Below are 20,120 nucleotides of genomic sequence, written 5' to 3'. Positions count from 1 at the left end.
GCATTGAAGCGTCGCAAAAATAGACTTTAAATCGAGATAAAACTACGGTGTGCGAATTACACGACAGACGGGTTTATCTCGAAATAATGCATGGCCGGATAGGGTCAACGCACAATAGCCGCCGAGCGTCTTGCGGCATCTCATCGCGCATCTCATCGCGCATCTTCCGGTCAAGCGCCAAAAGAAAGCGCCGCTGGATCAGCAGCGCCCCGGCGAATCGAACTTTCGGAATGTGAGCCGCGTCACTTACGCCGACCCGGACGTTACGAGATGCGCTAAAAACGCGTTTCCCGCGCCACTCTCAGAAACGTGTCGAGCAGCGGCGTGCAATCGAGCAGCTCCGGCCCGCCCGCGCGATGAAACTCCGGATGCCATTGCACGCCCATGACGAACGGCGCGCGCCGGTAACGCACGGCTTCGATGATGCCGTCCGATGCCGACACCGCCTCGATATTCAGGTCGCGGCCCAGCGTCTTGACCGCCTGATGGTGGATCGAATTGACGATCGCATCGCGCCGCCCGGGAAACATGTTGGCGAGCGTCGAGCCATCCGGAAAATGAATCGCGTGGCGGTGCTGATCGTAGTCTTCGTTGACGTGCGCGCCGGCGGTCGGCACGTCGGTGGCGATGTCCTGATACAAGGTCCCGCCGAACGCCACGTTGATCAGCTGGCAGCCGCGGCACACGCCGAGCACGGGCTTGCCCGACTCGACGAATTCGTGCAGCAGCTCCAGCTCGTACATGTCGCGCACGCGATCGCCGGGCCATTCGGGACGCGTCGCGGTTTCCGCATACGACTGCGGCGAGACGTCGGCGCCGCCTTGCAGCAGCAGGCCGTCGAGATGCTTCGCGTAGTCGCGCAGACGGATATTGCTCGGATGCAGCATGCCCTGGTGGCCGACCGTCGGAATCATGAACACCAGCACGTCGCGCGACATCACCCAATGCGCGATGGACTCCTCGAGATATTGCAGCGTCTTGCCGCGCAGGCCTTTGGCGCCGGGCTCAGGATGAAAGATGCGCGCCGATACGCCGATGCGCAGCGTGCGCTGCGTAATCCGCTGACCCGCACGATCGAATAGCTGGCGCGCGCGCGCCGCGATGATGCGCCCGAACACCGACCACGCGGAATCCGTCTGCTTTAGATAGCGCGGCGGCGAAGGCGGCAACGCATTCGGCGGCGGCGGGTTGCTCGCGCTGAAATCCGGCGCGGCGCCGAAACCCGGCGGCGGCGAGCCCGCGGGACGCGGGGTGGAGGCGGCGGCGTCCTCGGCGGCGAGCACTTCGTCGGTGGAGGTAATGAGTTCGCCTTCAATCGGTTCACTCGTCAACGGAGCGGCGCTGCGAGCCGGTGCGGCGGGCTGCGCGGGCGGGATGGACGACGCCGCCTCGCGGCCGCGCGCGGAACGCGCATCGCGCTCGTGAACGTCCGCCTCCTGCTTCGCAAGCGAAGCGGCGGCCGAGCTGCGCGCTTGTTCCGCGTCGCGTTGCTGAGCCGTGCGGCTGTCGGCGGGCGTGACCGTGGACGCGCTCACGGGCGCGTCGGTCGACGACCTCGCTGCCGCTTCCGACGAACCGGTCGACGCGGGAACCGAGCCCGACGGAGCAGACGCCCCAGGCGAGCTCAGCGGATCTTTTACGGGCGACTGAATGGCGTCTTCATGGGAGAGCGGCAGCGAAGCCGCCGGTTCGACGGGCGCCTGACCGGGCGTTGTGGACGTTGCGGACGTCGGCGGCGCTGCCGGCGCTGCAGACGTTCCCGGCGATGCCGAAGGCGGCGTTGGATTGCCGGGGAGACCGGCGTTTTCAGGTTTGTTTTCGCTCATGACTGTCGGACAGGCGCCTTCCACGCGAACGAATGAATATGCCCTGATTATCCGCCAGCGTGCCGGGCCGGGCAAACGCGCACACAATTGCTCACATTGTCCGGCCGGGCCGCCCACTGCCCTCCTACTTACGGATCGGGCTGTTCGTCGAAAGTTTCGCGCAGCGCGATCTGCATGGCCGCGTGAATTTTCACGCACCAGCGCCAGACGAGCGCAAGCAGCAGCGCTGCGCAGATCAGCACGGCGGCCAGCAGGCCCGTCGGCGGCAGAATACCGCCCGACAGCGCCGCCACCAGCAGAAACACGCCGACCATGCAGACCACCGGCACGAGATCCGAGATCGCATAACGCAGCGCGCTCGTGAAGCGCCCCGCCGTCGCCGGCTGCACGCTCACCTCGGCGAGCAGCAGTGCGAGCGATTTGGTCTTGCGATAAACCGCGACGAGAAACGGCATGGACACGAGCAAGGCGGCGCTCCACAGCACCACGCGCTGCATCGGCTCAGCGCTGACCCAGTGCGTCAACAGACTGCTGACGTAGGGCGCGCCGTAAGACATCACCAGAAAGATGGCCGCGACGAGGGCGAGATTCACCGCAATCTGCAGGATGATTCGCCGTGTCATGCTGAAAAGCGTCGGCTCGCCGCTCGCCGTGCTCAAACTCCCCAACCACTGGCTGTACAGGCCGAACACGTTGACGAGCGTGCGCGGCATGGCGTCCGCGAGACGGCGCGTGAGCGGATCCGCGGCGCGAATCAGATAGGGCGTGAAGAGCGTCGTCAGCGCCGACACTGCCACCGCGATCGGATACAGAAACGCGCTCGTCACCTTCAGCGTCAAGCCGAGCGACGCGATGATGAACGAGAACTCGCCGATCTGCGAAACGGTCATGCCGACACGCATCGCCGTGCGGCCGTCCTTGCCCGCGAGGAAGCTGCCGAGCCCGCACGACACAATTTTGCCGACGATCACCGCAACCGTGATCACCGCGATCGGCCATGCGTAGTCCACGAGCACCGCCGGGTTCAGCATCAAGCCGATGGTCACGAAGAAGATGGCCGAAAACGCGTCGCGCAGCGGCGCGATCAGATGCTCGATACGATGCAGATGCCGCGACTCGGCCATGATCGCGCCGATCAGAAACGCGCCGAGCGCAATGCTGTAATCCAGCTTGACGACGAGCAGACAGAAGCCGAAGCAGAACCCGAGCACGGCGACGAGCAGCATTTCGTCGCTGCGAGCACGCGCCACATAGTGGAGCGCGCGGGGCACGACGAGAATGCCGACCACGAGCGACACCGTCATGAACAGCAACAGCTTGCCGAGCGTGACGACGGCCACGCCCGCGCTCAACTGACCCGTCTGCGCAATGCCGGACAGCAGCACGAGCATCGCGATGGCGAGAATGTCCTCGACGATCAGAATGCCGAACACGAGCTGCGCGAACGTCTCGCGCTTCAGGCCGAGCTCGGACAGCGCCTTGACGATGATCGTCGTCGACGAAATGGCGAGGATCGCGCCGAGGAACAGCGAGTCCATCGGGCTCCAGCCGAACGCGCTGCCGATCTCATAGCCGAGCCACAACATCAGCACGATCTCGGACAACGCTGCCACGATCGCCGTCGCGCCGACCTTGAAGAGCTTGCGCAGACTGAATTCCAGACCGAGCGAAAACATCAGGAACACGACGCCCAGTTCGCCGAGCGTTTTGATGGTCTGTTCGTCGTGAATCAGTTGAAACGGCGGCGTGTACGGTCCGATGATCACGCCCGCTGCGATATAGCCGAGCACGACCGGCTGCTTCAGACGATGGAACAGCACGGTGACGACGCCGGCGAGCGCCATCACGACCGCCAGATCCTGAATGAAGCCGATGCCTTCGTGCATGCGAGTTTCCTTACAAAAAGTAATGTCGAATAGAAGTGTAACAAACACGTCTCAGCGTACGCAGTGCCGCTTGCCGCCACGGGGCCGCGGTTGCCCGATATTTTTGACACGCTGGACGCCTGTGAAATATCACAATAATATTTGCCGCATATTTTCATGGAGTCCACGGATGCAGCTGTCTTTTCAGGTCCTCGAACGTTCGGGCGCAGCCCGGCCGGTTCCGATTGAAGTTCACCGTCTGACCATTGCCGGCTGGGCGGGCCGCGATCAGGCGGCGATCGAACATCACATTGCGGAGCTGGCGGAACTGGGCGTGAAGCGGCCGTCCACCACGCCCTGCTTTTATCGCCTCGGCTCGGAACTGCTGACGCAGGCCGAACAGATCGACGTGATCGGCATGAAATCGAGCGGCGAAGCGGAATGCGTGCTGGTGCAGTCGGACGCGGGTCTCCTCGTCACCGTGGGCTCGGATCACACGGATCGCGAAGTGGAAGCCTACGGCGTGACCGTCTCCAAGCAGGTGTGTCCGAAACCCGTCGCGCGCAACGCCTGGCGCTTCGAAGACGTCCGCGAACATTGGGATCAGTTGGAGCTGCGCGCCTTTGCCGTCGCGAACGGCGAGCGGCGGGTCTATCAACAGGGCAGTGTCGCGTCGCTGCTGTCCGCCGCCGACCTGCTCGCGCGCGCGCCGCTTCCGGCAGGCGCCGCCATGTTCTGCGGCACGCTCGCCGTGCAAGGCGGCATTGTCGGCATGGCGGACGGCGACGCGCTCGAACTCGAATTGCACGACCCGATCCTGAAGCGCACGCTGCGCCACGCCTATCGCGTGCGCGCCCTGTCTATTGTCGAATGAGCCATTGTCCAACGAGGCATTCATGAGCATTCCTCCGCCCTTAGCCGCCGACGCGTCCGCCGACGCCTCGCTGGAAGCCGCCGCTATCCGCAAGATCACGTGGCGCATCATGCCGTTTCTGTTTCTCGTCTACGTGCTGTCCTATCTGGACCGCGTCAACATCGGCTATGCAAAGCTGCAGTTCACGGGCGACCTCGGCCTCTCCAACGCGGCCTATGGCCTCGGCGCGGGCATATTCTTCTTCGGTTATTTCGTGTTCGAAGTGCCGAGCAATCTGCTGCTGAAGAAATTCGGCGCGCGCGCCACCATCGCCCGCATCACGATGCTGTGGGGGCTGCTGTCGTGTCTCATGATGTTCGTGCGTAGCGAGACCGCCTTCTACGTCCTGCGCTTTCTGCTCGGTGTCGCCGAAGCGGGCCTCGTGCCCGGCGTGGTGCTCTACCTGACCTTCTGGTTTCCGTCCGACCGCCGCGCGCGCATGGTCGCGGTGTTCATGGCGGCGATTCCAGTGGCAGGCATCGTCGGCGCGCCGCTGTCGGGCTTTCTCATGTCGGCGCTGCACGAAGCGCACGGCTTGCGCGGCTGGCAGTGGATGTTCCTGATCGAAGGCATTCCGTCGATCCTGGCCGGCTTCTGGGCGCTCGCCGTGTTGCGCAACACGCCCGCGGAGGCCGCCTGGCTCACCGCCGATGAAAAGCGCGTGATCCTTGCCCGCCTCACTCGTGAGAACGCCGCAGCGGCCGCGCAAGGCGCCGAGCATAGTCTCGCGGCGGCGCTGCGCTCGGGCCGATTCTGGCTGCTCACGCTGATCTACTTTTGTCTCGTCACCGGCAACGCGGGCTTCTCGTTCTGGCTGCCGCAGATCGTCAAGGACCTCGGCGTGACGAACCTGGTCAGCAACGGCTTCGTCACCGCGATCCCGTATCTGGCGGCGGGTATCGGCATGATCCTGATCGGCCGCTCTTCCGACGTCACCGGCGAGCGCCGCTGGCACTATGCCGTGTGCTGCTTTATCGGCGCGGCCGGTCTGCTCGGCAGCGCGTCAGTCACGAACTCGATCCCGCTTGCGGTGACCGGCTTGTCGATTGCGTATGTCGGCATTCTGGCGGGCTTCGGCATTTTCTGGTCGATGTCGACGAGCTTCCTGCAAGGCACGGCCGCCGTCGCGGGCATTGCGGTCATCAACTCCATCGCCAACCTGGCCGGTTACGTTAGTCCGTATGTGCTCGGCATCGTCAAGGACGCGACGCACAGCGTGACGTTCGGGCTCGTGCTGATTGCGGGCGCGCTGATCGTCGGCGGCCTCGTCACGCTGATGATGCCGCGCGTCAAAGTGCAGCATGCGGCGTCCGCCGTGCCGGGGCGCGCGTGAGGCGGCCGTCAGGCCGATCATGCAGCGACTGTGAAGCGCGATGAAAGCGCCGATGAAGCACCCGCTAAGTGCGCACAAAGGGCGCACTTAGCGACCGCAACGGCGCGCGCCCCCGCGCAAAACCTCGTTCCAGCTTGCTCTACAATGCGCGGACGACATCGCCCGCACCTTTTCACATGACGCTTTTGCAGACCGCCCGCCCCTCGAGGCCCACCCGAGCGACCGCCAATGCCAGTCTCGCCGAACAGGCTTATGCGTTCGTCAAGCGCGAGATCATCACCATGCGTTTGCGGCCGAGCGAAGTGCTCAACGAAGCGGAGTTGATGGCGCTGACCGGCATCGGCAGAACGCCCGTGCATCAGGCGCTGCACCGGCTCGTGCACGAGGGCATGCTGACCATCATGCCGCGCAAGGGCATCATGGTTCGCCCGGTTTCGCTCGACGACGTGCTCGCCATCATCGACGTGCGCCTCGTCAACGAAACCTACTGCGTGGAACTCGCCGCGCGCCACGCGCAGCAGCACGACTACGACGCGATGCAGGCGCTGCTCGAACGCTCGGCCGTGTGCGTCGCCGCGCACGACATAGAAGGCATGATGGATATCGACCGCGAATTCCATCTGGCCATTTCGGCCGCCTCGCGCAACGCGGTGCTCGCGGACATTCTGCGCGGACTGCACGAGCGCTCGCTGCGCTTCTGGTTCATTTCGCTTTCCGAACCGCATCATCTGGAAGACGTGCACGAGGAACACCTGGAGCTGTTTCGCCTGCTGCGCGAGCGCGACGCAGAAGGCGCGCGGCGCTCCGTGCAAAAACATATCGAGGCATTCCGCGCGACGCTCTTCAACCGCATCTGACCGAACGCATCGAACCAGCCCGCCCCGGTGACCCACGCGAGGCGGCTTCACACAGTCAATCCGGATCGACCGACATCATGGCCACTGAATTCACGCCTTTCCCGCCGCTTGCCCAGCTTGCCGCTGACCTCGCCGCGGGAAGCACCACGAGCCGCGCGCTCGTCGAAACCGCGCTCGAGCGGATCGCCGATCCAGCCGGCCAGGGCGCGGTCGCCTTCATGCACGTCGACGCCGAGGGCGCGCGCGCGGCCGCCGACGCGCACGACCGCCTGCGCGCGGCGGGCACGGTGCTGTCGCCGCTCGCGGGCATTCCCGTGTCGGTGAAGGACCTCTTCGACATCGAGGGCCAGCGCACGCGGGCCGGCTCGACCGTACTCGCCGACGCGCCCGCCGCCACGGAGGACGCGGTTGCCGTCGCGCGCCTGAAACGCGCGGGCGCCGTGATCGTCGGACGAACCAATATGAGCGAGTTCGCGTTTTCCGGACTGGGCTTGAATCCCCACTACGGCAACCCGCTGTCGCCGTACCGGCGCGACGTGAAGGGCGATGAGCGCATTTCGGGCGGCTCGTCGTCAGGCGCGGCCGCTTCCGTCGCCGACGGCATGGCCGCTGTCGCGCTCGGCACCGACACCGGCGGCTCGATCCGCATTCCGTCCGCGCTGTGCGGCCTGACCGGCTTCAAGCCGACCGCCGCGCGCATTCCGAAGCAGGGTGGCGTGCCGCTTTCGTCGACGCTCGACTCGTTCGGCCCGATCGGCGTCTCCGTCGCCTGCTGCGCGCTGGTGGATCGCATGCTGGCCGGTCTGGAGCCGCGCGTGCCGGCCGCGCGTCCGCTCGAAGGCGTGCGCCTCGGCGTGCTGACCCACTATGTCACCGACGGCGTCGAGCCGGCGGTCGCCGCCGCCATCGACACCGCGCTCAAGCATCTGGAAGCGGCCGGCGCGATTGTCAGCGAAGTGCGCTTTGCGCCGCTCGACCGTCTGCCGGAGATCAACCGCTTCGGCTTTGCGCCGATCGAGGCGTATGCATGGCATCGTCCGTTGCTGGACAAGCATCGCGATCAATACGATCCGCGCGTGCTGGTGCGCATTCTCAAGGGCCAGCCCGCGAGCGCCGCCGACTACCTCGACCTGCTCGCCGAGCGCGAGGCGATGCTCGCCGAAGCCGCGCGCACGCTGTGGCAGCGCTTTGACGCCGTGGTCGCGCCGACCGTGCCGGTGGTGCCGCCGCGCGTCGCCGAGCTGGTGGCCGACGACGACCTGTTCGGCCGCACCAATGCACTCGTGCTGCGCAATCCGGGCGCCTTCAATTTCCTCGACGCCTGCGCGCTGTCGCTGCCCTGCCATTTGCGCGGCGATGCGCCGGTCGGCCTGATGCTGGCGGGTGCGCCGCATGCCGACGACGCGCTGCTGTCCATCGGACGCGGCGCCGAAGCGGTACTGAACGCAATCCGCTGACGGACCTGCGGCATGGCGGCGCGCGTGCGCGCGTGCGCGCGTGGCGTCGTGGGGGCGGGGGGTTGCGCTAGAATCGCGGGCACCCGCCCTTTTCATGTCAATTTTGCCGACCGCCACACGATCCATGAACAACGACAACGCGATGCTGCGCCGCGAGCGCTCCCTGCTCACCCTGCTCGGCCTGATCTGCGTCGGCCTCGTAGCCGGCGCGCTCTATCTGCAGTACTTCAAGCACGAAGATCCGTGCCCGTTGTGCATCATCCAGCGCTATTTCTTCCTGCTGATCGCGATTTTCGCGTTCCTCGGCGCGCGCTTTAACAGTTGGCGCGGCGTGCGTCTGCTCGAAGTCATGGCGGCGCTCGCGGCGCTGGCCGGCATCGTCACGGCCGTGCGGCATGTCTATGTGCAGGCCAATCCGGGCTTCAGCTGCGGCTTCGACGCGCTGCAGCCGATTGTCGACAGCCTGCCGCCCGCCCATTGGCTGCCGGGCGTGTTCAAGGTGGCGGGGCTGTGCGAAACCGCCTATCCGCCGATTCTCGGCCTGACTTTGCCGATGTGGGCGCTCGCCGGCTTCGTGCTGGCGTTCGTGCCGCTCGTCGTGAGCCTCGTGCGCAATCGCGGGCGCGTGTCGTAAGCAGTTTTCTGCCGGGTGGGGGCGGTCTCGCAGCGCCTCCCGGCCTGCGGCGGCGCGGCCAAACGGCCACGGCCGCCCTTCCCAGCCTCCCCGCCCCGCCCTCCTTGCCCTTCCTCCCAGACGCAACTTCCCCGCCTCGCGTCGATCCCACCCAGATGTGCACCCCGAGTGCGCGCGCCATATCAGACTGATCTCATTGCTTGTTGCGCATAAGCTTCATTCGACATCGGAAATATTTTTGAGGCGCGGGAATGCTATCTTCGGATCTGGATGGCGATCTACGTGCGCGAGGCCGGCTTCGGCGCGACCCCATGCGTAACGCGCGCCCGGTCCGCACTGTCTTCTGGATTCGCCATGACAACGCAAACCATCCGCTTTTATCGCCAGGGGTCCGTCCACGAGGTCGCGGGCGTGCCCGCGTCGCGCACGCTGCTCCAGCATCTGCGCGAAGACCTGCATTGCACCGGCACCAAGGAAGGCTGCGCTGAAGGCGACTGCGGCGCCTGCACCGTCGTGGTCGGCGAACTCGACGCGCACGGCGCGCTGGCGCTGAAAGCGGTCAACGCGTGCATCCAGTTCCTGCCCACGCTCGACGGCAAGGCGCTTTTCACCGTCGAGGACCTGCGCGCGGCCAATGGCACGCTGCATCCCGTCCAGCAGGCCATGGTGGACTGCCACGGCTCGCAGTGCGGCTTCTGCACGCCCGGCTTCGTCATGTCGATGTGGGCGCTGTACGAAAACCAGCCGGTTGCCGCGGGCCTCCCCACGCGCGACGAAATCAACACCGCGCTCTCGGGCAATCTGTGCCGCTGCACGGGCTACCGGCCGATTGTCGACGCCGCGCAGAGAATGTTCGACTACGCGCAGTACCCGCGCGTGACGCTCGATCGCGAAGCCGTCCAGGCGGCGCTGCGCGACCTGCAACGCACGGAGACCTTCGAGTACCGCGCGCCCGACGCGCGCGGTGCCGCCTTCGGCACGCCGGCGTTTTACGCGCCGGTCACGCTCGACGCCTTCGCGCGCCTGCGCGCCGAGCATCCGGAGGCGCGGCTCGTCGCGGGCAGCACCGACATCGGCCTGTGGGTCACCAAACAATTCCGCGATCTCGGCGACATGCTGTATATCGGCAATGTGCGCGAATTGAAAACGATCGGGCGCGACGCGCAAACGCTCTCCATCGGCGCTGCCGTCTCGCTCGAAGACGCGTATGCCGCCCTCGCCGCCGACTATCCGGAACTCGCCGAACTGTGGACGCGCTTTGCGTCGCTGCCCATCCGCAACGCCGGCACGCTCGGCGGCAATATCGCGAACGGCTCGCCGATCGGCGATTCCATGCCCGCGCTGCTCGCGCTCGGTGCCGAAGTCGTGCTGCATCACGGCGCCAAAACGCGCACTTTGCCGCTCGACGCGTTCTACCTCGGCTATCAGAAAACCGCGCTCGCCGCGGGCGAATTCGTCGCCGCGCTGCGCGTGCCGCGGCCCGCCGGCAACCTGCGCTTTCGCACGTACAAGGTCTCGAAGCGCTACGATCAGGACATCTCGGCGGTGTGCGCGGCCTTCGCGCTGCATCTCGGCGAGGGCGGCACCATCCGCGAGGCGCGCGTCGCGTTCGGCGGCATGGCGGCCACGCCGAAGCGCGCCCAGGCAACCGAGGCGGCGCTGAACGGCGCCACCTGGAACGAAGCGACCGCGCGGCAGGCCATGAATGCGCTCGCCGCCGACTACCAGCCGCTCACCGACATGCGCGCGTCGAGCGCCTATCGGCTGAAGGTGGCGCGCAATCTGCTGTGGCGCTTTCACCTGGAAACGCGCGACGACGCGCCGCTCGCCCTCTTCGACGTGAACGTGTTCGCGTTCGAAGCCGGTGCGGCCGACGCCATCGCGAAGGAGCCGTCGTGATGAACCGCACCGATGCATTTGTCGAACGCGCCGCGAGCGCCGGCACCGAGCCGGCCGACCGGCAGGCCGCCGCGCGCGGGAGCGACGCCGCGATCGGCGTCGCGCTGCCGCATGAATCGGCCGAGCTGCATGTGAGCGGCGAAGCGACCTATACCGACGACATCGCCGAACTGCACGGCACGCTGCACGCTGCGCTCGGCCTGTCGCGCCATGCGCACGCGCGCATCGTGTCGATGGATCTGGACGCGGTCAGACGCGCGTCCGGCGTAATCGCCGTGCTCACCGCCGAGGACATCCCCGGCGAGAACAATTGCGGTCCGGTGCTGCACGACGACCCGATTCTCGCTGCTGACGAAGTGCTTTACCTTGGCCAGCCGGTGTTCGCCGTGATCGCGGAAAGCCACGAGCTCGCGCGCCGCGCGGCCGCGCTTGCGAAAAGCGACGACGTGCTCCGCTACGAACCGCTCGAAGCGATTCTCACGCCGGCAGAGGCCAAGGCGGCGAAACAGTTTGTGCTGCCACCCTTGCATCTCACGCGCGGCGATCCCGCGGCGAAAATCGCCGCCGCGCCGCATAAAATCCGCGGCACGTTCGAAGTCGGCGGTCAGGAGCAGTTTTATCTGGAAGGCCAGGTCGCGTATGCAGTGCCGAAAGAGATGGACGGCATGCTCGTCTACAGTTCGACGCAGCATCCAAGCGAAATGCAGCAGGTGGTCGCGCACATGCTCGGCTGGCCCGCGCACAACGTGGTGTGCGAATGCCGCCGGATGGGCGGCGGCTTCGGCGGCAAGGAATCGCAGTCGGCGCTGTTCGCGTGCGTGGCCGCGCTCGCGGCCAGGATGCTGCGCCGTCCGGTGAAGCTGCGCGCCGATCGCGACGACGACTTCATGATCACCGGCAAGCGGCACGACGCGATCTACGAGTACGAAGCCGGTTTCGATGACAGCGGCCGCATTCTCGGCGCGCGCGTGGAAATCGCGTTGCGCGCGGGCTATTCCGCGGACCTCTCTGGTGCTGTGGCGACACGCGCCGTGTGCCACTTCGACAACGCGTACTATCTGTCCGACGTCGACATCGTGGCGCTCTGCTGCAAGACCAACACGCAATCGAACACCGCGTTTCGCGGCTTTGGCGGGCCGCAGGGCGCGCTTGTGATGGAAGTGATGCTCGACAGCATCGCGCGTCAGTTGAACCGCGATCCGCTCGACGTGCGCGTGGCCAACTACTACGGCATCGGCGAACGCGATACCACGCCTTACGGCCAGCAGGTCGAAGACAACATCCTCGCGCCGTTGACCGACGATCTGCTCGACTGGAGCGACTATCGCGCGCGCCGCCAGGCGATTGCCGCGTTCAACGCGAAGAGCCCGGTGCTCAAGCGCGGCCTTGCATTCACGCCGGTGAAGTTCGGCATTTCGTTCAACGTGCCGTTCCTCAATCAGGCCGGCGCACTCGTGCACGTCTACAAGGACGGCTCGGTGCTCGTCAATCACGGCGGCACGGAGATGGGCCAGGGCCTCAACACCAAGGTCGCGCAGGTCGTCGCCAATGAATTCGGCCTACCGCTTGCGCGCGTGCGTGTGAGCGCGACGGACACGTCGAAGATCGCGAATACATCGGCGACCGCGGCGTCAACCGGCAGCGATCTGAACGGCAAAGCTGCCGAAGACGCCGCGCGCACCATCCGCGCGAGGCTCGCGGAACTGGCGGCGAGACAGCTCGGCGGCCATGCGGACGACGTGCGCTTCGCGAACGGCGAGGTGACGGTCAACGGCGGCGCGATGCCCTTCGAGCAACTGGTCGGCGCCGCGTATCTCGCGCGCGTGCAGCTGTGGTCGGACGGTTTTTACGCGACGCCGAAAGTGCATTGGGACGCCAAGACGCTGACGGGTCATCCGTTTTATTACTTCGCGTACGGCGCGGCCGTGTCGGAAGTGGTGATCGATACGCTGACCGGCGAATGGAAGCTGCTGCGCGCCGACGTGCTGCACGACGCAGGGCAGTCGATCAATCCGGCCATCGACCTCGGTCAGGTGGAAGGCGGCTTCATTCAGGGCATGGGCTGGCTCACCAGCGAAGAACTGTGGTGGAACCGCGAGGGCCGCCTGATGACGCACGCGCCGTCCACCTACAAGATTCCCGCGGTGAGCGACACGCCCGCCGCGTTCAATGTGCGGCTGTTCCAGAATCAGAACGCGGAGCCGACCGTGTTCCGCTCGAAGGCTGTCGGCGAGCCGCCGCTGTTGCTGCCGTTTTCGGTGTTTCTCGCGATTCGCGATGCGATTGCCGCGGCGGCGCCGGCGGCGCCGACCGCTCCGCCGTTGCGCGCGCCGGCCACGCCCGAAGCAATTCTCGACGCACTGGACGCGCTCAACTCACCGGGCACGTTCCACGCGGACCGCGCGAGCGCGCTTTCACCGGCGCAACCCGCCAGTCAGGGCACGGCGGAACCGGCGCCTGGTTGAAACCTCGCGAAGCCAATAACGAACGTCACATGATGAAGACCCGACGCCATCCCACTCAGCGCGTCACGCTCAACCGGCCGCACGCACACCGCGCGGCATTGTACGGAGAACTGCCGGATGCAAGCCTGGCTGCCTGACCTGCAACAACTGCTCGCGCATGGCGACGCCGCCGTGCTGGTGACGGTCGCGCGCGTCGAAGGTTCGGCGCCGCGCGAGGCCGGCACGAAGATGATCGTCACGCGCGATTCGGCGAGGCATACGATCGGCGGCGGCCATCTGGAATGGAAAGCGATTGAGACCGCGCGCCAGGTGTTGCGCGACGGCATGCGCTCGCCGCATATGCGCCGGTTGGAACGTTTCGCGCTCGGCCCGAGCCTCGGGCAATGCTGCGGCGGCGCAGTCATACTCGCATTCGAGCGGCTCGACGTGGGCGACCTCGGCTGGATTACGTCGCTGGCGAAGCGCGTGGCCGCGGGTCAATCGACGGTGCGTAGCGTATCATTCGGCCCCGCGCCGGATGCGGTGATGCTGTCCGACCCCGAGCCCGGCGTGGACGCCGCCGACTGCCTGCTGTGGGACGGCGCCGGTTTCGACGACAGCGGCGCGCTGCTCACCGAAACGATTGCGCCGGGCGACTTCCCGGTTGTACTGTTCGGCGCGGGCCACGTCGGCGCCGCGCTGGTTCGCGTGCTGGCCACGCTGCCTTGCACGGTGCGCTGGGTCGACGAACGCGATGCGCAGTTTCCGCCCGTCGAATCGCTGCATGCGCATAACGTGAAGATCGACGCGAACGACGCGCCCGACGAAGCCGTCGACGAGGCCGCGCCGAACACCTACTTCATCGTGATGACGCACAACCATACGCGCGACCTCGAACTCGCCGAGCGCATTCTGCGGCGCGGCGACTTCGCGTTCTTCGGCATGATCGGCTCGCACAGCAAGCGCAAGCAGTTCGAGCACCGGCTAGCCGCGCGCGGCATCGATCCCGTGCGGATTGCGCGGATGAAGTGCCCGCTCGGCGTGGACGGCATTGTCGACAAGTCGCCGGAAATCATTGCGATCTCCGCGGCGGCGCAACTGCTGCAAGCTGTCGAAGCAAACGCGAGCGTGCATCGCGCGGCGCAAGCGGTTTGATCCACGGTCGCCCGGCATTGCGCATACGGCATGCAAAAACACCTCCCTTTCCTGACCGACCATGACTAAAACAAACTCTGCACCACTTATCGACAAAGCCATGCGCGCGCCGAAGGCCGAGCTGCATATTCACATTGAAGGCTCGCTCGAGCCCGAACTGATTTTCGCGCTCGCCGCGCGCAATGGCGTGAAGCTCGCTTACGACTCGATCGAAGCCTTGCGCGCCGCGTATGCATTTACCGACCTGCAATCGTTCCTCGACATCTATTACGCCGGCGCGAGCGTGCTGTTGCACGAGCAGGACTTCTACGACATGACGATGGCCTACGTCGAGCGCTGCCTCGCCGACAACGTGATCCACAGCGAGATCTTTTTCGATCCGCAGACGCACACCGAGCGCGGCGTGCGGATTGCGACGGTGGTGGCCGGCATCGAGCGCGCGCTTGCGGAGGCGGAACAACGCGGCATGACGAGCAAGCTGATTCTGTGCTTTCTGCGGCATCTGTCCGAGGACGATGCGCTCGCCACTTTCGAAGAGGCGCGGCCGTTGTTCGAGCAGTACAAGCATCGCCTGATCGGCGTGGGGCTCGATTCGTCCGAGCGCGGCCATCCGCCTTCGAAGTTCGAGCGCGTGTTCGCGCAGGCGCGCGCAATGGGCCTGAAGCTCGTCGCGCATGCGGGCGAGGAAGGACCGCCGTCGTACATCTACGAAGCGCTCGACGTGCTGAAGGTAGACCGCGTGGATCACGGCGTGCGCAGCATCGAAGACCCGGCGCTCGTCACACGTCTTGCCGACACGCGCGTCGCATTGACCGTGTGTCCGCTGTCGAACCTGAAGCTTTGCGTATTCGACGACATGACGAAACATACGCTGAAGGATCTGCTGGATCGCGGCGTCGCGGTCACGGTGAATTCGGACGATCCCGCGTACTTCGGCGGCTATGTGAACGCGAACTACGCCGCCACCATCGACGCGTTGAAACTCGACGATGCCGAGGTCTACACGATCATCCGCAACGGTTTCGAAGCGTCGTTCGTGACGCCGGAGCAACGCGCCGGGCTGATCGCGCAGTTGGACGCCTATTGGGAACAAAGCGGGCACCCAAGCGGAACCCAAGCCACGAATCAAAGCGGCCCGCATTGACGGCGCCGTTGTATTGCAGCGCGGGCGGCACGAGACGCATGCCGAAGGAACGCCGCCCGCGCTGCGCAGTTTTTATTTCGGAGACGGTTTTCCCATGACTCATTCTGCACAAGCGTCGGCGCAATCCGCCTTTCGCGCGCAATTGCTGACCTTCAACGGCGATCCCTCGCGCTCGCCCGAGGCGGCGGTCTTCCACGAAGACGGCCTGCTGATCGTCGAGGACGGCCACGTCGTCGCGACGGGCGCCTATGCCGCGCTCGCGCCGCGGCTCGCGCCAGGCACGCCGGTGCAGGACATGCGCGGCAAGCTGATCGTGCCGGGCTTTATCGACACGCACATTCACTATCCGCAGACCGACATGATCGCGTCGCCCGCGCCGGGTCTGCTGCCATGGCTCGATACCTATACGTTTCCGACCGAGCGCCGCTTCACCGACGAAGCCTATGCGCGCGACACGGCGAGCTTCTTCCTCGAAGAGCTGCTGGCCTGCGGCACCACGACGGCGCTCGTGTATTGCACGGTGCACAAACAATCCGCCGATGCGCTTTTCGCCGAGAGCGAGGCGCGCAACCTGCGCATGGTCGCGGGCAAAGTGCTGATGGACCGCAACTGCCCCGAGTTCCTGCGCGACACCGCGCAATCGGGTTACGACGACAGCGCGGAGTTGATCGGCCGCTGGCACAACCGCGGCCGCCAACTGTATGCGCTCACGCCGCGTTTTGCGCCGACTTCGACGGAAGCGCAACTGGAAGCGTGCGGCGTGCTGGCGCGCAAGCATGCGGATGTGTTCGTCCAGAGCCACGTCGCGGAAAATCTCGATGAGGTGAAGTGGGTCAACAGTCTGTTCCCCGGCCACCGCAGCTATCTGGACATCTACGATCATTACGGGCTCCTGCGCCGCCGCGCGGTGTACGGCCACTGCATTCACTTCGACGCCGAAGACCGCCGGCGCATGGCGCAAACCGGCACGGTCGCGTCGCATTGCCCGACGTCGAATCTGTTTCTCGGCAGCGGCCTGTTCGATTTCGACAAGGCGGATGAAGCCGGCATGCCCGTTGCGCTCGCAACGGATGTGGGAGGCGGCACATCGTTTTCGATGCTGCAGACAATGAATGAAGCACATAAGGTCGCGCGCCTGACGGGGCATCATCTGACGGCCACGCGCATGTTTTATCTGGCGACGGCGGGCGCCGCCGCAGCACTCGACCTCGCGGACAAGGTCGGCACGTTAAGGCCGCAGTCGGAAGCCGACTTCGTCGTGCTCGATCCGCAAGCGACGCCGCTGCTCGCACGCCGCACGGCACGCACCGAATCGCTCGAAGAACTGCTGTTCGCGTTCGCGCTGCTCGGCGACGACCGCGCTGTGTTTGAAACGTATGCGGCCGGCAAGCGCGTGCATCGCCGCGACGAGGTGCGCGCGCATGCGCCGCGCGCTGCGCGGCTCGCGCACGTTGTCGCGTGAGAATGTGCGGCGGCGCCGTTAGCGCTGCATGCATACCTCGTGCAACGCATTGAGCCTGCGTACCGGATCGGCGACATACGGGTTCGATTCGTCCCATGCGTAGCCGGCGAGCACTGCGCTGATCATGCGGCGAATCGACGGCGTCTGGTCCGGATAGAAAATGATGTCTTGCAATTCGCCCGTATACCAGCGCTCGACAAATGCGCGGAACGTGTCGATGCCTTTGCGCAACGGCACGTCGTACTGTGCGGACCAGTCGACCTGCTCGCCGTCCAGTTGACGGTTCAAGGTCTGCACCGCGAGATGCGCCGAGCGCAGCGCGATCGTCACGCCCGATGAGAACACTGGGTCGAGGAACTCGCCGGCATTGCCGAGCAGCGCATAACCGGGCCCGTGCAAACGCTCGACGTTCGCCGAATAGCCGCCAATGTGACGCACCGGCATCATGAACGGCGCATCGCCGATCAGCCGGTTCAGCGTCGGCTCTTTCTGGATCAGCGCGCGCAGCGTCGCCTCGCGCTCGCTCTCCGGTACATCGAGAAAGCTCGACTCCGCAACGCAACCGACCGACGAACGACCGCCCGCCAGCGGAATCATCCAGAACCATACGTCGCGCCGCTCGGGATGCGTGGCCACGCAGATCTTGTTGCGGTCGCTCGCGGCGGGCGGCAGACCGTCGTAGACGTGCGAAAACAGCGCGGCTCGCGTGGGCATGCGCGTGGGCGCTTCCAGATTGAGAAGACGCGGCAGCACACGGCCAAAACCGCTTGCGTCGAATACGAAGCGCGCTTCGATCCGATAAGCATGGCCGCTCTCGTCGATCACGTCGACGCCTGGTTCGGCACCTTCGGTATGGACCGCCTGCACCGTGTGGCCGAAGCGCACGTCCGCGCCCTGTTGCGCCGCGCAACGAATCAGAATGTCGTCGAACACCGCGCGCTCGACCTGATACGTCGTGCCCCACCCCGCCGAATGCTTGTCGCGGAAATCGAACGACGACGACTGATCGCGATACACGAAGTGCGCGCCGTTCTTGTACTGGAACCCGGCTTCGACCACCGCTTGCAGCATGCCCGCTTCCTCGAGATAAGCCATGCTTTGCGGCAACAGACTCTCGCCGATCGAAAAGCGCGGAAAGTGCTGCCGCTCCAGCACGAGCACCGAGCGGCCCGCGCGGCGCAACAGCGCAGCGGCAACCGCGCCGGCCGGCCCCGCGCCGATGATAACGACGTCGACCGCCGTGTGCTTCATGACATGTGTACTCAAGTTTGCCTCAATCGTTTGCTTGCTCGATGCAGCATTACGCTGCATCCTTACGCCTTGTTACCTTGCATCTCTAACAGAACAGACCACTTCCCCGGGGAGCCCTGCGTGTCGCCGTCTCACACATCCACCGTGCCCTTCGTGCCGGAAACCGCATTCGGAATCTGGTTCCTGCGCACTCACACGTGGGAACACCATGTGCTGCGCGTCGCCATCAACGACCTCAGGCGTTTGATCGACACGCCGCTGCCTGCGCAGCCCGTCATCGTCGACGTGGGCTGCGGGCAGGGCATTTCGTTTCGCCTGCTCGCCGACGCGTTCAAGCCGCGCCGCATTGTCGGCATCGACTATCACGAGCCGTCGCTTGCGCTCGCCGCCCATGCCGCGCACGCGTGCCGCGACAGGATCGCCGACATCGAACTGCTGCACGGCGACTGCGCCGATCTGCCGCTGCCCGATGCCAGCGCCGACATCGTGTTCTGCCATCAGACCTTCCATCATCTCGTCGAGCAGGACCGCGCGCTCGCCGAGTTCCGCCGCGTGCTGAAGCCCGGCGGCGTGCTGTTGTTCGCCGAATCCACCGACGCGTACATCAAGTCGTGGGTGATCCGTCTTCTCTTTCGCCATCCGATGCATGTGCAAAAAAGCGCGGACGGCTATCTCGACATGATCCGTCGCGGCGGCTTCAGTTTCACCGAACGCAACGTTTCTTTGCCTTACCTGTGGTGGAGCCGCGCGAAAGACTTCGGCCTGCTCGAACGGTTCGGCCTTTCTCGTCCGCAACCGGGCAAGCGTCGCGAGACGCTCGTCAATGTCGCGGCAAGAAAGGCGGACTGAAGAAGACCGGCTGAGCCAGTCCCGCTGCCAGGTCGGCTCTCAGGCCGGCTCCCGGGCCGAGCAGGCCGGCCCCTTCAGGCGGACTTACTTGCGCAGCGTGACCACATCGCCCTTTAGCGCGACGCCGGCAATCACCGCGCCTGCGCCGCAGGTGAACTCGGTCGCGCTCTCGCGCACTTCGTTCTTGTAGTTGCTCTTGATGTTGATCACCGCGTTGCCGCCTTCCTTGCGCGCACGGTCCTGCAACTCGATCACCGCCGAGAGGAACACATGCTGGCAGGCCGCAGCATCGCTCTTGCCGAACGCATTGGTCTTCTTGTTCGTCGCGAATTCGCCGATCGTCTTCACGACGGCCGGATGATGCTGGCCCGCGAAATACAGTGCGATATCGTCGCCGACCTTGCCGGGCTCGCTGTGCAGCGCTTCTTCGATCGGATAGTTGCCGACCGTGTCGCGCGCGAAGGCCGGCGCGGCACTCAGCATGGTGAACGAAGCGGCAAATGCAATTGATGTGACGAACATCAGATGACGTTTCATTGATACTCCTGCGTGGTTGTTATGCGTTTTACGATCTGCGTATCCCGTGCTTCGCGACCGCGTTCAGGTTCAGTTCGCCTCCAGCGTGACCAGCCTGCCGCTCACCGCGATGGCGGCCGCGCTCGGACTCACGCCGCAGGTGAACTCGCGTGTCGAGTTGCTTTCGCTGCTGTGAAAGCGTGTCTTGACGTCGATCACCGCATTCGCGCTGCGTTCGCGAGCGGCCGCGCGCAGCTTGCCGAGCGCTTCGCCGAGCGCTTCGCGGCAGGCGTCGTCGGGACCGGCAACCTTGCGGGCAATCCGCACGGAGTACGAAACATCCCCCAATTCCTTCTTCACGGCAGGATGACTCTGCTCCCCGAAATACACCGGCACGCCGCCCCGCGATTCGCCGCCCGCCGCCGCGAGCGGCAGCGATTTCACCTGCGTCGCACAGCCGGCGAGGGTCGCGGCTGCTATCGTCAATGCGCCCAGAACTGAGGCTCTTTTCATCA

The 20,120-nt window shown here is 65.5% G+C and carries 16 protein-coding genes; 11 read left to right on the top strand and 5 right to left on the bottom strand.

Annotation, left to right across the window (positions count from 1 at the left end; translation table 11 throughout):
- Positions 1–275 precede the first annotated feature (275 nt).
- Positions 276–1,826, bottom strand: a complete 1,551-nt coding sequence (locus tag HV711_RS10755; RefSeq protein WP_035479459.1) for a gamma-glutamyl-gamma-aminobutyrate hydrolase family protein — start codon at positions 1,824–1,826, stop codon at positions 276–278.
- Between the two features lie 128 nt (positions 1,827–1,954).
- Positions 1,955–3,712, bottom strand: a complete 1,758-nt coding sequence (locus HV711_RS10750) for a cation:proton antiporter (protein ID WP_028360845.1) — start codon at positions 3,710–3,712, stop codon at positions 1,955–1,957.
- Between the two features lie 169 nt (positions 3,713–3,881).
- On the opposite strand from HV711_RS10750, the gene HV711_RS10745 reads away from it, so the two are divergent.
- From HV711_RS10745 to guaD, 10 genes are all read left to right on the top strand, one after another.
- Positions 3,882–4,565, top strand: coding sequence for a DUF2848 domain-containing protein (locus tag HV711_RS10745; protein ID WP_035479458.1), 684 nt, complete (start codon positions 3,882–3,884; stop codon positions 4,563–4,565).
- Positions 4,566–4,587: 22 nt separating this feature from the next.
- On the top strand, positions 4,588–5,937 hold the full coding sequence (locus tag HV711_RS10740) for an MFS transporter (RefSeq protein ID WP_013589272.1): 1,350 nt from the start codon (positions 4,588–4,590) through the stop codon (positions 5,935–5,937).
- Between the two features lie 176 nt (positions 5,938–6,113).
- The gene (locus HV711_RS10735) at positions 6,114–6,794 is read left to right on the top strand and encodes a GntR family transcriptional regulator (protein WP_035479456.1); all 681 of its coding nucleotides are present in this window, start codon (positions 6,114–6,116) and stop codon (positions 6,792–6,794) included.
- Between the two features lie 77 nt (positions 6,795–6,871).
- A complete protein-coding gene (locus tag HV711_RS10730) occupies positions 6,872–8,251 on the top strand; it encodes an amidase (RefSeq protein WP_035479454.1) in 1,380 nt (459 codons plus the stop codon).
- Between the two features lie 124 nt (positions 8,252–8,375).
- Positions 8,376–8,885 (top strand): disulfide bond formation protein B, encoded by a 510-nt coding sequence (locus HV711_RS10725; RefSeq protein ID WP_013589275.1) that lies wholly within the window; start codon positions 8,376–8,378, stop codon positions 8,883–8,885.
- Positions 8,886–9,239: 354 nt separating this feature from the next.
- Positions 9,240–10,784: a xanthine dehydrogenase small subunit gene (xdhA, locus tag HV711_RS10720; protein ID WP_082201426.1), complete on the top strand. Its 1,545-nt coding sequence runs from the start codon at positions 9,240–9,242 to the stop codon at positions 10,782–10,784.
- Positions 10,784–13,249, top strand: coding sequence for a xanthine dehydrogenase molybdopterin binding subunit (gene xdhB / locus HV711_RS10715; RefSeq protein WP_035479450.1), 2,466 nt, complete (start codon positions 10,784–10,786; stop codon positions 13,247–13,249). Before xdhA ends, xdhB begins: the two co-directional genes overlap by 1 nt.
- A 117-nt stretch (positions 13,250–13,366) precedes the next feature.
- The gene (gene xdhC / locus HV711_RS10710) at positions 13,367–14,383 is read left to right on the top strand and encodes a xanthine dehydrogenase accessory protein XdhC (protein WP_013589278.1); all 1,017 of its coding nucleotides are present in this window, start codon (positions 13,367–13,369) and stop codon (positions 14,381–14,383) included.
- Between the two features lie 61 nt (positions 14,384–14,444).
- Positions 14,445–15,527 carry an adenosine deaminase gene (locus tag HV711_RS10705; protein WP_035479449.1) on the top strand — a complete coding sequence of 361 codons (1,083 nt, stop codon included), beginning with the start codon at positions 14,445–14,447 and terminating at the stop codon, positions 15,525–15,527.
- 94 nt (positions 15,528–15,621) lie between these two features.
- Positions 15,622–16,989 (top strand): guanine deaminase, encoded by a 1,368-nt coding sequence (gene guaD, locus HV711_RS10700; RefSeq protein ID WP_028360851.1) that lies wholly within the window; start codon positions 15,622–15,624, stop codon positions 16,987–16,989.
- An 18-nt stretch (positions 16,990–17,007) separates the two neighbouring features.
- Here guaD and HV711_RS10695 read toward each other — a convergent pair whose 3' ends face one another.
- Positions 17,008–18,240: an NAD(P)/FAD-dependent oxidoreductase gene (locus HV711_RS10695; RefSeq protein WP_035479485.1), complete on the bottom strand. Its 1,233-nt coding sequence runs from the start codon at positions 18,238–18,240 to the stop codon at positions 17,008–17,010.
- Positions 18,241–18,360: 120 nt separating this feature from the next.
- On the opposite strand from HV711_RS10695, the gene HV711_RS10690 reads away from it, so the two are divergent.
- The gene (locus HV711_RS10690; protein WP_035479447.1) at positions 18,361–19,089 is read left to right on the top strand and encodes a class I SAM-dependent methyltransferase; all 729 of its coding nucleotides are present in this window, start codon (positions 18,361–18,363) and stop codon (positions 19,087–19,089) included.
- An 84-nt stretch (positions 19,090–19,173) separates the two neighbouring features.
- Here HV711_RS10690 and HV711_RS10685 read toward each other — a convergent pair whose 3' ends face one another.
- Entirely contained in the window at positions 19,174–19,626 is a 453-nt protein-coding gene (locus tag HV711_RS10685) for an excinuclease ABC subunit A (RefSeq protein WP_028360853.1), read from the bottom strand.
- Between the two features lie 69 nt (positions 19,627–19,695).
- Positions 19,696–20,118: a signal peptidase gene (locus HV711_RS10680; protein ID WP_425195022.1), complete on the bottom strand. Its 423-nt coding sequence runs from the start codon at positions 20,116–20,118 to the stop codon at positions 19,696–19,698.
- Positions 20,119–20,120: the final 2 nt, after the last annotated feature.

This window comes from Paraburkholderia phenoliruptrix (assembly GCF_902859825.1).
In the GTDB taxonomy this organism is placed as follows: domain Bacteria; phylum Pseudomonadota; class Gammaproteobacteria; order Burkholderiales; family Burkholderiaceae; genus Paraburkholderia; species Paraburkholderia phenoliruptrix.
This window is presented reverse-complemented; position numbering and strand designations above follow the sequence as displayed.

What these genes read in the sequence shown, in the direction of transcription:
- HV711_RS10730 (WP_035479454.1), top strand. Translation starts at nt 6,872, where the DNA reads ATGGCCACTGAATTCACGCCTTTCCCGCCGCTTGCCCAGCTTGCCGCT.
- HV711_RS10735 (WP_035479456.1), top strand. Translation starts at nt 6,114, where the DNA reads ATGACGCTTTTGCAGACCGCCCGCCCCTCGAGGCCCACCCGAGCGACC.
- xdhC (WP_013589278.1), top strand. Translation starts at nt 13,367, where the DNA reads ATGCAAGCCTGGCTGCCTGACCTGCAACAACTGCTCGCGCATGGCGAC.
- HV711_RS10750 (WP_028360845.1), bottom strand. Translation starts at nt 3,712, where the DNA reads ATGCACGAAGGCATCGGCTTCATTCAGGATCTGGCGGTCGTGATGGCG.
- HV711_RS10695 (WP_035479485.1), bottom strand. Translation starts at nt 18,240, where the DNA reads ATGAAGCACACGGCGGTCGACGTCGTTATCATCGGCGCGGGGCCGGCC.
- guaD (WP_028360851.1), top strand. Translation starts at nt 15,622, where the DNA reads ATGACTCATTCTGCACAAGCGTCGGCGCAATCCGCCTTTCGCGCGCAA.
- xdhA (WP_082201426.1), top strand. Translation starts at nt 9,240, where the DNA reads ATGACAACGCAAACCATCCGCTTTTATCGCCAGGGGTCCGTCCACGAG.
- HV711_RS10705 (WP_035479449.1), top strand. Translation starts at nt 14,445, where the DNA reads ATGACTAAAACAAACTCTGCACCACTTATCGACAAAGCCATGCGCGCG.
- HV711_RS10680 (WP_425195022.1), bottom strand. Translation starts at nt 20,118, where the DNA reads ATGAAAAGAGCCTCAGTTCTGGGCGCATTGACGATAGCAGCCGCGACC.
- HV711_RS10740 (WP_013589272.1), top strand. Translation starts at nt 4,588, where the DNA reads ATGAGCATTCCTCCGCCCTTAGCCGCCGACGCGTCCGCCGACGCCTCG.
- HV711_RS10725 (WP_013589275.1), top strand. Translation starts at nt 8,376, where the DNA reads ATGAACAACGACAACGCGATGCTGCGCCGCGAGCGCTCCCTGCTCACC.
- HV711_RS10755 (WP_035479459.1), bottom strand. Translation starts at nt 1,826, where the DNA reads ATGAGCGAAAACAAACCTGAAAACGCCGGTCTCCCCGGCAATCCAACG.
- HV711_RS10685 (WP_028360853.1), bottom strand. Translation starts at nt 19,626, where the DNA reads ATGAAACGTCATCTGATGTTCGTCACATCAATTGCATTTGCCGCTTCG.
- HV711_RS10745 (WP_035479458.1), top strand. Translation starts at nt 3,882, where the DNA reads ATGCAGCTGTCTTTTCAGGTCCTCGAACGTTCGGGCGCAGCCCGGCCG.
- xdhB (WP_035479450.1), top strand. Translation starts at nt 10,784, where the DNA reads ATGAACCGCACCGATGCATTTGTCGAACGCGCCGCGAGCGCCGGCACC.